This is a genomic window from Winogradskyella eximia (assembly GCF_003386165.1).
Lineage (GTDB): Bacteria > Bacteroidota > Bacteroidia > Flavobacteriales > Flavobacteriaceae > Winogradskyella > Winogradskyella eximia.
On record NZ_QRDV01000004.1, the window covers coordinates 142,292 to 155,663 of the forward strand.

The 13,372-nt window shown below is 31.4% G+C and carries 17 protein-coding genes; all 17 read left to right on the top strand.

All coding sequences use genetic code 11. The features are described 5' to 3' along the window. The first annotated feature begins 50 nt into the window (after nucleotides 1-50). The 17 genes from DFQ10_RS10385 to DFQ10_RS10465 all read left to right on the top strand — a co-directional run bounded on the left by DFQ10_RS10385 (nucleotide 51) and on the right by DFQ10_RS10465 (nucleotide 13,370). Nucleotides 51-461 (top strand): hypothetical protein, encoded by a 411-nt coding sequence (locus tag DFQ10_RS10385; protein WP_147299206.1) that lies wholly within the window; start codon nucleotides 51-53, stop codon nucleotides 459-461. A gap of 166 nt (nucleotides 462-627) precedes the next feature. Beyond that, nucleotides 628-1,212 (top strand): STM3941 family protein, encoded by a 585-nt coding sequence (locus DFQ10_RS10390; protein WP_115817498.1) that lies wholly within the window; start codon nucleotides 628-630, stop codon nucleotides 1,210-1,212. Between the two features lie 158 nt (nucleotides 1,213-1,370). Further along, on the top strand, nucleotides 1,371-1,847 hold the full coding sequence (locus DFQ10_RS10395; protein ID WP_115817357.1) for a hypothetical protein: 477 nt from the start codon (nucleotides 1,371-1,373) through the stop codon (nucleotides 1,845-1,847). Between the two features lie 160 nt (nucleotides 1,848-2,007). Next, the gene (locus DFQ10_RS10400; RefSeq protein ID WP_115817358.1) at nucleotides 2,008-2,838 is read left to right on the top strand and encodes a DUF1963 domain-containing protein; all 831 of its coding nucleotides are present in this window, start codon (nucleotides 2,008-2,010) and stop codon (nucleotides 2,836-2,838) included. Nucleotides 2,839-2,972: 134 nt separating this feature from the next. Continuing rightward, nucleotides 2,973-3,311: a hypothetical protein gene (locus DFQ10_RS10405; RefSeq protein WP_115817359.1), complete on the top strand. Its 339-nt coding sequence runs from the start codon at nucleotides 2,973-2,975 to the stop codon at nucleotides 3,309-3,311. A 143-nt stretch (nucleotides 3,312-3,454) separates the two neighbouring features. Further along, nucleotides 3,455-4,018, top strand: coding sequence for a Crp/Fnr family transcriptional regulator (locus DFQ10_RS10410; RefSeq protein WP_115817499.1), 564 nt, complete (start codon nucleotides 3,455-3,457; stop codon nucleotides 4,016-4,018). Nucleotides 4,019-4,164: 146 nt separating this feature from the next. Then, nucleotides 4,165-4,974 (top strand): type 1 glutamine amidotransferase domain-containing protein, encoded by an 810-nt coding sequence (locus DFQ10_RS10415; protein WP_115817360.1) that lies wholly within the window; start codon nucleotides 4,165-4,167, stop codon nucleotides 4,972-4,974. Continuing rightward, nucleotides 4,975-5,367: an ACT domain-containing protein gene (locus DFQ10_RS10420; RefSeq protein WP_115817361.1), complete on the top strand. Its 393-nt coding sequence runs from the start codon at nucleotides 4,975-4,977 to the stop codon at nucleotides 5,365-5,367. Nucleotides 5,368-5,406: 39 nt separating this feature from the next. Beyond that, nucleotides 5,407-5,733 carry a DMT family transporter gene (locus tag DFQ10_RS10425; protein WP_115817362.1) on the top strand — a complete coding sequence of 109 codons (327 nt, stop codon included), beginning with the start codon at nucleotides 5,407-5,409 and terminating at the stop codon, nucleotides 5,731-5,733. Nucleotides 5,734-5,926: 193 nt separating this feature from the next. Next, the gene (locus DFQ10_RS10430; protein WP_115817363.1) at nucleotides 5,927-7,177 is read left to right on the top strand and encodes a T9SS type A sorting domain-containing protein; all 1,251 of its coding nucleotides are present in this window, start codon (nucleotides 5,927-5,929) and stop codon (nucleotides 7,175-7,177) included. A gap of 29 nt (nucleotides 7,178-7,206) precedes the next feature. After that, nucleotides 7,207-8,196 carry an AhpC/TSA family protein gene (locus tag DFQ10_RS10435; protein WP_115817364.1) on the top strand — a complete coding sequence of 330 codons (990 nt, stop codon included), beginning with the start codon at nucleotides 7,207-7,209 and terminating at the stop codon, nucleotides 8,194-8,196. A gap of 42 nt (nucleotides 8,197-8,238) precedes the next feature. Then, nucleotides 8,239-8,808, top strand: coding sequence for a hypothetical protein (locus DFQ10_RS10440; RefSeq protein WP_115817365.1), 570 nt, complete (start codon nucleotides 8,239-8,241; stop codon nucleotides 8,806-8,808). A gap of 247 nt (nucleotides 8,809-9,055) precedes the next feature. Further along, nucleotides 9,056-9,472, top strand: coding sequence for a BLUF domain-containing protein (locus DFQ10_RS10445; RefSeq protein WP_115817366.1), 417 nt, complete (start codon nucleotides 9,056-9,058; stop codon nucleotides 9,470-9,472). 194 nt (nucleotides 9,473-9,666) lie between these two features. Further along, entirely contained in the window at nucleotides 9,667-9,891 is a 225-nt protein-coding gene (locus DFQ10_RS10450) for a hypothetical protein (RefSeq protein WP_115817500.1), read from the top strand. A gap of 16 nt (nucleotides 9,892-9,907) precedes the next feature. Beyond that, the gene (locus tag DFQ10_RS10455; protein WP_115817367.1) at nucleotides 9,908-10,402 is read left to right on the top strand and encodes an AAA family ATPase; all 495 of its coding nucleotides are present in this window, start codon (nucleotides 9,908-9,910) and stop codon (nucleotides 10,400-10,402) included. Nucleotides 10,403-10,427: 25 nt separating this feature from the next. Beyond that, nucleotides 10,428-11,915, top strand: a complete 1,488-nt coding sequence (locus tag DFQ10_RS10460; protein WP_115817368.1) for a pyridoxal phosphate-dependent decarboxylase family protein — start codon at nucleotides 10,428-10,430, stop codon at nucleotides 11,913-11,915. Between the two features lie 210 nt (nucleotides 11,916-12,125). Further along, the gene (locus tag DFQ10_RS10465) at nucleotides 12,126-13,370 is read left to right on the top strand and encodes a glycosyltransferase family 4 protein (RefSeq protein WP_115817369.1); all 1,245 of its coding nucleotides are present in this window, start codon (nucleotides 12,126-12,128) and stop codon (nucleotides 13,368-13,370) included. Nucleotides 13,371-13,372: the final 2 nt, after the last annotated feature.

The following is a 13,372-nucleotide window of genomic DNA, read 5'->3' on the forward strand; positions in this document are numbered from 1 at the left end:
TTAAACACGCAACGAAATCATACACAAAACTGTTGGCAAACATATAAGAAATGACAATAATCAGATATACAAAAGAGAGATTAAGAAGTAATTCAAGAATGGGAATATTCTTTGTAGCAATCGGAATTATTCTCGTTTTGCTATCTTTTATTACTTCAGAATGGAAAGAAATTTCACTCGCATCTATTGGAATTGGACAAATAGGTGCTGGAATTTTTATGTTTATAATTTATTACTTTGAAAACAGAAAACAATATCTAACTCTGAAAAACGGAGAATTAATAAAAAACAGTCTATTTCCAAAAAAAATAAAACTAGCCGAAATAAAATCTATAAAGGAATTTGCTGGAGATTTAAGACTGATTACACAAAACACGGAATTTGTAATTGACACTCAAATTATTGAACCGAATTCTCTTGAGAAATTAAAAAATGAATTGAAAAATTATAATCTGAAATAAAAATACGATTTGCCAACACCGTATAAAATTAATGGCTAGCCCTCGCTTACTTACTGAGATCCTCGCGGATTTTCTATTCGGTTTTTATTAGTTAAATTAGGTGCTTGAAACACAAAACTTTCCATATACTAAACCGTTGGCAGTAATTATTACCAAAATAATGCAAATGGAAGAAATAATAATACGTTCAAGCAAAACAAAATTAGTGTTAATGCTAATTGTCTGTTTGGCATTTATTATTGGTGGAATTAATATGATTATAGAACCTAATAAATCTATTAATAATCGACATTCAGAGGAATATCTAGTTTTTATTGGATTATTAAGTGTTTTATTCTGTGGTCTAGGTGTTTTTTTTATTGCTAAAAATATTTTTAACAGAAAAGTAGGTTTGATAATAAATAATAAGGGAATTACTGACAACTCAAACACAACAAGTATCGGATTAATAGAATGGGATGATATTACAGGAGTTGAAACTATTCAGGTCAGCATTCCTGCTTATGAATACTTATTCACTGTTTCATCACCTAAAATGTTAATTATAAAAACAAGTAAACCTGAAAAATATATTGAACGTTCAAAAAATATGATTTCAAAAGAAGCTATGAAAACAAATAACAGAATGTATGGAACACCATTAACTATAACATCACATACTCTGAAAATAAAATCATCGAATTTGGAAACAATTATTTCCGAACAACTAAACAAACGAAAAAATAAACACTACCTACAACACCATGTATAATTAATTATATGGTCAATAACGACTTACGAACATTCCTGCGGAATATTATATCTGTGATTTATTTGTTAAATTAGGTGCTTAACTTCGCGACATCAAAGCGCAGCGAACAGAAGAAGTAAACCAAATACTAGACCATTTGACGCCATTAAATAAACAAAATGAATAAATACATTTTTACTTTACTACTTACTATTTTACTTGTTTCTTGTAAACAGAAAAACGATGAAAAACAAAATATTGAAAATCTAACTCAAGGTCCAATTGTTCACAAATCATTAAGTCAAGATCAGTTAACTCAAATCAAGTATATACAGAAAACTTTTAACGAAGTATTACCTGTTTCTCTTGAGGAAACAATTACTAACTTTAAACGTGATCAAAACCCTGATAATGAAATACGTATTTGGTTAAATATGGCAAAAGCTTACGAAGCTTTTTCATTAAAAAACCCTGAGGAGGAAAAAGTCAATTTAAGAAAAGAAGCATTTATGCTCGTTTTTATGCGCTCAATGATGTCTGAAGAGGAAATAATGAAAAATGAAAAGACTGAATATAAATTATTGACGGAAAAAGATATTAAAGAAATTTTTAAGAATTACACATTGGTACCTAAACCTATTACAATTAACAAATAATAATTAACAAAAGTACAATAACTCGTGAAGTCAATTTGATAGATTCTCGACTACTTGGAGATGTTTCTTTGTCGTTCCATTTTTGCAAAATTATGTACTTAAGAATACACAAATTTTGTAGAAATATGTTGTGTGTAATATAAAAAACAGACTGTAAAAAATGAGTTTTTGGAAAAAATTATTTAATGGTAAAAAAGATAACCATAAAACTGAATCGCATTTTGATAAGTATCGAAATGAGCTAAATATATTAAATTTAACAACGATTTCAGATTTAGAGAATTTAGTAAAGCCTGTCATTAGAACGGCAACAAAACTTGAGGTGTTGTCTCCTTCAAGACCTCCTGAGAGTTCTCAATTAATTTCACATTTTGGCGGACAGCCTTATTTTGAAAAAGGCGAATTATGGCCAGCCAGTAATAACGGGAAGCCTTTAGAATTTATTTTTCAAGTATTTAATTCTACTGATTTGCAATTACCTAAAAATATAGAGCTCATTCAATTTTATTATGATTGGGATGAGTTTCCATGGGAAACTTCAAATGATGGTTGGTTAGTGAAAATTTATAAAAAAATTGACAAAGAAAATATCGAATTTGTTGATAAACCAAACGAATTAGAAAGATCTAAATATTGCGAAATAAAATTTAGTTCTACCAAATCCTTACCTGATTGGGAAGGAATAGATTTACATTCTTATAATGCTTCTAAATTATCTTGTGTTTTAAATGAAGATGAGCCTTGGGATAGCTATGATCAAATGGTCACTAAACTTATTGGAGAGCAAGATTATCAAAGCCAACTAGGAGGTTATCCAAACTGGGTGCAAGGAGAATCTACGCCAAATGATAACGAAGGGAACCCAATGAAACTCTTATTTCAAATAGATTCAGAAGAAAATGCTGGATTAATGTGGGGAGATGTTGGATTAATTTACGTTTTCTATGATGATAACACGGAGAGAGTAGAATTCATCTTACAATGTCATTAATTAATGTCTTTGGTAATTGATTATCAATAAAATCGTTTCTGTGTTTTCTCTAGTTCGAGTTTGTTTACTAAATTAGTTGCAGAAGCGTGAAACGAAATCATATACAAACACTTTGATAACAATCTAAAAAAAAGATGATATTATTTTATTCTTTAGGAATTATTAGTCTTATTTCAATCGGAATTTATTATTTCATATGGAAGGATAAACAGAATGATAAAAATAATTTAGATAAGGATTGGCAAAGATTTCTAAAATCTATATCCTTAAATGACATTAAAGGAATCGCTTCTAATGGTGATAAGTTAATTTGGAATAAATATCTTAAGACCGAACAACTTGATAAAATAATTGAAGTCGTAAATTCAAAAGTATCTGATTTTCCAGAATTGAAAGAATTAGAAAATAATGCATTCAATAAAAAGTTGCATTTTAATAGGCCTTTACCATATCTAGGAAGTAGTGATGGTTAAAAGCAAAGTTAGTAACTAACTTTAGAAATGACAGTTATTAAAATATATAAAAACCTGCTACCTGTAATTATAGAATAGACTTGATAATTTAGTACTACTTTTAATAAAATAGAAACAGCAAAAATCGGATGACTAACAACGGCATGGAACTAAACCAAATTATTGATACTATATATCCACTAACAGCGAAATCAAAAAACTTAATAAAGGAGTCAATAATTGAAACAAAGTTTCCAAAAGGCCATATTTTATTTAAAGCCAATAAAATTGAAACCAGTATTTATTTTATAAAAAAAGGCATAGCAAGAGCATATGCTTATTCAGATGATAATCAAATTACGTTTTGGTTTGGCAAAGAGGGAGATCCTATTGTTTCCATGCAAAGTTATGTTAATAATCAAAAAGGCTATGAAGATGTAGAATTACTGGAAGATTGCGAACTCTACGAATTAAAGATAGAACAACTTCAAAAACTCTTTTTAGAAGATATTCAAATTGCAAATTGGGGACGGAAATTCGCGGAATTTGAACTTATTAAATCCGAAGAACGCCTTATTGCTTTGCAATTTAATACCGCAACCCAAAGGTATTTGGCACTTCTTAAAAATTATCCGAGCATTATACAACGTGTGCAATTATCTCATATCGCATCTTATTTAGGTATTACTCAAGTTAGTTTAAGTAGAATTAGAGCAAGCATAAAATAAATAACGTTTTTATCATTTGTTAAATAGTTTCTTCAAAATGTTTAAGACTTTTGTCCTATAGTATTATTCTTTATTGGAGGTTGTCATTCGGTTTCAACTTTAAAAAATGTGAATAATCTAAAACCTTATTTTAAATAAATTTAGATATGTTAAATACGATAAAAATTAAAACACTTATTATTCTATTCTTGTTTACGGTTCTTCTTATAGGCTGTAATGATAAAAGTAACTCAGAGAAATCAACTGTGCAAACAGAGGCTAAAGCTCTAAAAAAGATATTATTTGTAGTAACAAGCCACAGTGAAAAAGGCGATACAGGAGAAAAAACAGGTTACTATCTTGGTGAAGTTTCTCATCCTTGGGATGTATTGCATACTGCTGGATATGAAATAGATTTTGTAAGTCCACAAGGAGGAAAAGCACCTGTAGATGCATTTGATATGTCTGATGCTATCAATAAGAAATATTGGAATAACAACACGTATCGTAACAAAATTGAAAACACCAAAAAGCCTAGTGAAGTTAATCCAGAGGACTATGTAGCCATTCATTATGCAGGTGGTCATGGCGCAATGTGGGATTTTGCAGATAACGAAGAAATAGCAGAGATTGCAGCTAAAATCTATGAAAATAATGGTATTGTAAGCGCTGTGTGTCATGGTCCTGCAGGCCTTGTAAATATTAAATTAAGCAACGGGTTGTATCTTGTGGATGGTAAAAAAGTAAACGCGTTTACAAATGAAGAAGAGGTGAAAGTAAACCTAGAAGATGTGGTTCCTTTTTTACTAGAAGATACATTAAAAGAACGTGGTGCTATTTTTGAAAAGTCAGCGCCTTTTACTGAGCATGTGGTTGCGGATCAACGATTAGTGACAGGTCAAAACCCTCAGTCTGCTCATGGTGTAGGTAAGGCTACCTTAAAAGAGTTACAAAGACTAACTAAAAGCGAAAAATAAATGAGTGGAGAAAAAAATTTAGAGGTGCTTTTAAAGTCAATGAAACCGAAACTCAATGTGGGTGAATTTGTATTCTGTAAAACAGAACATTTGGATCAACTTAATTTGAGCCAAATCATAATGACTTTTAAAGAAGAAGAAAGCACTACCATTATTGCCAAAAAGGAAATTGCAGACCAGCTCAAATTAGATTACTCTTTTGTAGCATCTTGGATTACACTTACTGTACATTCTTCCTTAGAAGCTGTTGGCTTAACAGCCGCATTTTCAAAGGCACTATCTGAAAACGACATTAGCTGCAATGTGGTTGCAGCCTATTATCACGATCATATTTTTGTAGATAAAAAACATACAGAAAAGGCCATGGATATTTTGAATGCATTTTCGAAATAATAAATCTCATAGTAGTACATAAAAAGTAATTGAGAACTAATGAACTGGATACTATTAATAATTGCAGGACTTTTTGAAGTCGCTTTTGCCGCTTGCTTAGGAAAAGCTAAGGAAACCACAGGAATTGAGTCCACTTACTGGTACATCGGTTTCTTCATTTGTTTAGCAGTAAGCATGTCTCTTCTTATAAAAGTAACGCAACATTTACCTATTGGCACTGCATATGCAGTTTGGACAGGTATTGGTGCTGTAGGCACTGTTTTGGTTGGGATTCTGGTTTTTAAAGAGCCAGCAACATTTTGGCGACTCTTTTTTATTATGACATTGATTACGTCAATTATAGGACTAAAAGTAGTTTCCCACTAAACGGACTAAAAAATACAAGAGATGTACAGTCAATTCCGTGTACTATTAATTGCTTAATTCTACTTCTCTTTACCAAAATCATCATGGAATAGTCTATTTATGATTTATTGGTTAACTTACTCACTTAACTAAGTAATCAACCAAAGACAAATGCATTGGTCTTCATTTAGTCTAAAAAAATTCGAATTTAATTATGAGGAATAACTCCTATATTATTTTTAGCCACATTATTTGTGTTGTCTTTTTAATGATTTTTAATAATGTTTATGCACAATGTATAATCGATAACAACTTAGATGATGCTATAAGCAGTATTGAATTAAATCATGTTGGAGAAACCCACTCCTATGGTCAATCTTTTGTTTCTGACTGTAACGGAAATATTGAATATTTTGAGATATCAAACAGTACTCAAGAAGGATATTTTGATGTGCAAACTATTGAAATCTACAATGGCACAGATTTTAATGCCACTCCTATATACACTCAAGCATACGACCAAGTGACAATATTTAGTATAGGAGAATCATTTGGATTTGTTATTGATAATAACATTGAATTACTCTCAGGCAACGTATATACAATTATAGTAACTTTTAGTGGAGCAAGCTTTTTAATATCTGATACAGATAATTATAATTCTGGTTCAGCAATTATAGATGGAGTTAGTCAAACAGATAAAGATTTATTTTTTAAAGTCTTACTTTCTGATACAAATGATAATTGTAATGCTGGCAATGAATATATAATGGGAGATGCAACAAATATAGTTTCAGGTTCAAGCGGAAATACACATTATCTACAATTATTACCTTTAAGTTTATCAAATACAGGCTATTTAACGGGTTTAGGATATACAGGAATAAGCTCTAACGGTGAAATAAGAATGGCTTTATACGATGACCTTAATAACGCACCAAATAATTTATTAGCAGAAACGACTATAGAAGATTTTAATTTTGGTAAACAAACACTATCTGTAACTCCTGTTACTTTAAGTCCAGGTAACTATTGGATTTCATATATAGTAAATGCGCCAACTAATACGTCTTTATGGAGGGTTGATTCTTATGAGCCCATTGAAGATTATTACTACTTAGCGTTAGACACTTTTGGAAGCGATTTGCCCAATCCGTTTGTAGGAGGTACAATGTCTATTAACGATACCAAATATCCTTTATTTGCAGAAATATCTTGTGATTTTTTAAATGTTGAAGAATTTGAATATCAAAAAATAGAAATGTATCCAAATCCAACTTCAGGAAAACTATACTTTAAAGGAATTCATAAAAATACAGCGTATACTATTTATTCGCTTCTCGGAAAAAAGGTGCTTCATGGAAAAATAATAGATGACTCTTTTATTAATCTTTCGCACTTAAATGATGGTTTGTATATTGTAAGATTAGAAAATGGATTTAACTATAAATTTGTAAAGGAATAAACTACAGGCAACACGTAAAACAATCATCGATGAAGATATTAACTTTTGGAATTTTAATATTATTACTATTTACTTGTAAAGAACAACCAAAACCTGAATTCTCATTAAAAGGGAAAACGAAAGATGTTGAAAACGGAATGGTTATCTATTTAGTAAATAAAGAGTTTCAAGATTCTACCGTCGTGGAAAACAATACTTTTTACTTTAAAACTAAATTACCTTATTATCCTATCCAAGCCGTTTTACGTACTAAAGACAATTTTGCTTATAGATTTTTATGGTTAGAGGATAATTCAATGACGTTTGATGCATCAAATGGAGATTTCTTAACGGCTAATGTAACAGGTTCTGAGTCCGAGAATTTAAGTCAAGATTTATATAGGGTTATAGATACATTACCAAGAGAAGAACGTTTAAAAAAAGAGTTAGAATTTGTTAAGAATAATCCCAACAGTATTGTAAGTGCATCAATGCTTGCAGTATATTCCACAACGTTTGGAAAAAAGAAAACAACGGAACTTTTTAAACCGTTTTCTAAACAAAACAAAAACTCAAAATACGGAGAGAAAATTGCTAAATACATCGAATTAAATAAAGAACCAAAAATAGGAGATCAATTTGCGGACTTTGAAATGGCAGACCAAAATGGTAAGTCCCAAAAATTATCTGACATTAAAGGAAAAGCAATTCTTCTTGAATTTTGGTCCTCTTGGTGTGGGCCTTGCAGAAAAGAAAATCCGAATCTCGTGAGAACTTACAAGAAATTTCAACCCAAAGGATTTAAAATATTTGCAGTGTCTTTAGATGAGGACAAAGATAGTTGGCTACAGGCCATCGAAAAAGACAGCTTAAACTGGACACACGTGAGTGATCTAAAAAGTGACGAAAATGAAGCTTCGCTAATCTATGGAATTAACGGAATTCCAGACAATTTTTTAATAGCCGAAAATGGTGAAATAATAGGAAGGAACTTACGAGGAGAAGAACTGAACCAAAAATTAAGTGAACTTTTAGACTAATAGCTCAATGACGTTACCTCAAAACAAAAAAACGAAACATAAATGAATAAAATAATACTTCTATTAGTAGTCACAGTTACTCTGTTAGGCTGCAAAACCTCAGAAAAAGAAGTAGACAAACTTGAGTTAGCTAAAAGGTATTATAAGTTTCTAGATAGTTCTGATACTTCTAGCATGCTAACTTTATTGGGAGATAGTATTGTTATTAGAGAAAGTGAAGACAACTATGAAGAGCGTTTCTCTAAAAAAGGATATATTAATTGGCTAGAATGGGATGCTATATTTGAACCAACATACAAAATCATTGAAATTGAACAAGACAGTGAAATGGTTAAAGCAAAAATTTCAAAAATAGACAAAAGACTTTTTTTTCTTCATGAAGAACCCATGGTTTGGAATGAAATTATACAATTTGATAATAATAAAATCACTAGAGTAGAAAGGGTAAAATACGAGGTGTTCGATATTTCTAGATTTGTTAAAAACAGAGAAGTACTTGTACATTGGGTTGATAAAAATCATCCTGAATTGAATGGGTTTTTAGAAGCACAAACAAAATCTGTTGCAATGAAATATTTAAAAGCACTAGAGTTATTTCAAAACAAAAAATAACGTACAATACCATTTAATGTAATAGTTAGATAAGATGGCTACGCACAGTACCTAGAGCCAATCATTTCTTCAAACTAATTAGGTCTAAATTTAAAGAAATAATTCAGTGATATTTTAAGTAAAATGCATAAGAAAATAGCCCTCTTTTTTTTGAAATTTTCATTAACTTTGAGTAGCCATTCTAGTTAACATGTTGTTGCAGAGATAGTCGTATGATATGGCTAAATAAATTCACAAATAGGTTATTATGTCACTTCGCCAAATTATCTATACAAGTCAAGCTTCCGAACAGTTTAATAAACGCAGCCTTTTAGATTTACTTCATACATCGCGTGGTTATAACACAATAGATAATATCAGTGGAGTTTTGATGCATAGAGATGGCTATTTTCTTCAAATTATAGAAGGAGAACAAGATGTTATTGAAGATTTGTTTCAACGACTTAATAATGATACACGTCATAAAAATATTAAAATGATACTCGATCGATCTGTAGAAAGTAGATTGTTTTCAAACTGGGCAATGGGTTGTGCAGATTTCGACGAGCCAGAGTTGAGTATGCTACCAGGAATTCGCACTGATTTAAGTAATCCTGAGGTGATTGAAGATCTTATAATACATCTACCTGAAATCGCGGATTTTTTGCTAGATAAATTAGACTAATTTGTGTTTTAGAATCTTGAGATAATTATTTTCATTGAAATAAATCAACTGAAAACAAGATTATAAAAGGTGTAAATTTATAGCCGAAAGAAGATAAGGTAATCACAATCTGTTAAGGATAAACAAGCTTTAGTAGTAAAATTAAATTATTCAAGCGCTAACAACATGTATCTTGCATGAATAAATATATTACTATGAAACTAAACTTATTATCATGCGACGCTCAAAGACCAGATAAAAGAGCAATATCCAAATGTATTACAGAGATTTCAAAACAAGGTAATCCTTCTTTGTCAAATGAGCTTGCAGATATTCTTTTAGAAGGCGATGCAGTAGATATTGAAGTCCACGACAAAAACTCTGGCTCTGCATTAAGGGCCTTGCGAAAACTAGATATTGATTACGAAATAGTAGAATAAAAATTAAGCACAAGTAATGATCCACTTAATAGTAGGCAACACAGGTTCTGGTAAAACCACCTATGCTAATGAATTAAAAAGAAGAATCAACGGTATTGTTTTTTCAATTGATACATGGAACAATGTGTTGTTTCTACCAGATAAAAAAGATACTGACGGTTTAGATTGGTTTTTAGAACGGATTGAACGGTCCGAACGTGTGATGTTAGATTTAATTCATCAGTTAGAAGTTTCAAAAATAGATACTATTTTAGATTTAGGATTGGCTAAATTTGGACATCGCGAAAAGTTTAGAAAATTCGCAGAGATGAATAACTACAACATAAAATTGCATTTTTTAGATGTTTCTAAAACCAAACGGTTAGAGCGTGTAATGAAAAGAAATGAAGAAAAAGGCGCTACTTTTGAGTTTGAAGTCACCAAAGATAACTTCGATTTTATGGAGACTTGGTTTGAAAAACCAACGGAAAGTGAGATGATTGATGCGTTTTTAATTAAAGATGAAAACTAAATAGTATTAACTAAAAAGTCTGACTATGGATAAGCGGGAAAATTCAATTGAAATTAGCAAAACAGAATTTCAAAAAATAGGCTACCAACTCATTGATACCATTTCAGAATTTCTCGACGATATTTCCGGTAAACCAGTAACAACCAGTAAGTCGCCAAAAGAGTTGCAAGAGGTATTAGGTAATGCCTCATTACCAAAAGAGGGCAAACCAGCAGAACAATTATTGGCATCTGCTTCAAAATTATTATTTGATAATTCGTTATTAAATGGTCATCCCAAATTTTTCGGATTTATAACATCATCTGCTGCACCAATTGGCGCCTTGGCCGATTTGTTAGCCGCTTCAGTAAATCCAAATGTTGGAGGACAAATATTGAGTCCAATAGCAACCGAAATAGAAAAGCAAACCATTAAGTGGTTGGCAGAATTTATTGGAGTGTCACCAAATTACGGAGGTGTTTTAGTGAGTGGAGGTAATATGGCCAATTTTACAGCATTTTTAGCCGCAAGAACAGCAAAAGCACCTAAGGATTTAAAAGAAAAAGGTCTTTCAAATAATTCAAAACAATTAATATCCTATTGTTCTAAATCTACACATACATGGATAGATAAAGCAGCAATTTTGTTTGGTCATGGGAGTGATTCTATACGTTGGATTCCTACAGATGATTCTAATAAAATGAATACTCAAACTTTAGAGCAAACCATAAAAGAAGACATAGCGCAAGGACATCAACCTTTTATGGTTGTTGGTACAGCAGGTGATGTGAGTACAGGTGTTGTAGATAACCTTGAAGCGATTGCTGCAATATGTAAAACCAACGATTTATGGTTTCATATTGATGGAGCATATGGCATTCCTGCTGCGGTTATTCCTGAGTTGAAAGAACTATTTAATGGAGTAGAAGAAGCAGATTCAATTGCTTTAGATCCGCATAAATGGTTGTATAGTCCTTTGGAAGCTGGTTGTACGTTGGTTAAAAATCCAAAACATTTAATTGAAACCTATAGCTCGCATCCAGAATATTATAATTTCAGTTTAACTGAAGAAGGAGGTTCCCTAAACTATTTTGAGTATGGTCTTCAGAATTCAAGAGGCTTTAGAGCTTTAAAAGTTTGGTTGGCATTACAGCAAATAGGCAGTGATGGTTATGTAAAGTTGATAAGTGAAGATATAGCCTTATCAAAATATTTTGCGGAATTGGCGGATAAGCATTCGGAATTAGAAGCTGTAACTCAAAATTTGAGCATTGCGACATTACGATATATTCCTAAAAATCTTGACTTAGTAGGTGAAGAAAGAACAGAGTATTTAAATACACTAAACGAAACCTTAGTCACTAAACTACAAGAAGGTGGCGAACTGTTTTTATCTAACGCCATTGTAAAAGAACACTATTGCATGAGAGCTTGTATCGTTAACTTTAGAACGACGAAAAAAGATATTGAAGAGTGTATTGAAATTATAGTGAAAGCAGGTTGTGAAATACATAAATTACTCATTCAACAATAACTATATTTAAGACACTTTTAGTCTGTTTTGGTAGAAAAGATGAATTTAACAATTATCATTTCGTTAAGATTAGCGGCATTAATTATATTACACATAATTTAATCTAGTTTAAATTTTTGAAGTCGTAATTCCACAAATACAGCGCTTTAAAACCTTTCAATCCTTTTTTCTATTCTCTATATTTAAAGAACACAAAACTTTAAATAACGTATGCGAATAGGTATTATAATTGGAAGAATTGGAGGTGTCGATGGTGTCGCTCTCGAAACCGAAAAATGGATAGATGTATTAAAAAAACTAGGACATGAAGTCTTTATTATGTCTGGGGAATTCGAATCCTGGGAAATGGATTATGAGCACGATTATCTATTTCCGGCTTTATCCTTTTTTTCAGTAGAAGCAGAATGGGGACAACGTAAAGCATTTTACGAGCCAGACAAAGATCCTTATCCTTTGCTTGACCATGTTGAGGATGCTTCTAATATGATACATCAAGCCATGGAAGCTTGGGTTTTAGAAAAGCGTATAGAAGTTATTCTTTCAGAAAATGCTTCGGCTTTACCATGCCATTTATCAATGGGTGTTGCCATTAAAAAATTAATTAAATCTACAGGCTTACCTGTTGTTACTCACGATCACGATTTTCATTGGGAACGTGGTCAACGTTACGTGTCTGTACACCCTGAAGTAAATAAGTATGTCGATGAAAATTTTCCATTGTTGCTGCCAGATGTTAAGCATGCGGTTATTAATACGTTTGGTGTAGAAACCTTTAAAAACCGATTTGATATTGATGCCACTTTGGTGCCTAATGTTATGGATTTTAATCGTGTGTATGGTGTGCCAACACCAGAGAATGAGTTTTTCTTAAGAGACGTCGGTGTTTTAGAAGATGAAATTGCTCTATTACAAGTAACACGTATTGTAAGACGTAAAGGAATTGAAACTGCTATTTCATTAATTGATCAACTCAACGATAAGAAACTAAAATTAGTCATTACAGGTAATAATAATGACGATGAGAATAAGGAATATTATAATGAATTAATAGACCAAATACATGATTTAAACCTCTCTAGTCAGGTCATATTTGCAGCTCACAAAGTTTTAGACCATAAAGATTTATCTGACGTGTATGCTCACGGTAGAGCAGCAACTTATTTTAGTACGTATGAAGGCTTCGGAAATGCTTTTGTAGAAACAGTACTCGCTAAAAAACCAATTTTTGTAAATGATTACAAACCAGTCTATAGCCAAGATATAGGTAATAAGGGATTTGAAACGGTAATGATTACAGATAGTAATTTAACACCAGAAAGTGTACAGCAAATGTCTGATATTATTTATAACCCAAAACGCTGTTTAGAGATTGGAGAATACAATTTTAACATCGGTAAAAAACACTTTTCATATGAAGTATTAGAAGAAAAGCTAAGCCAATTATTTAAATTTTAAGA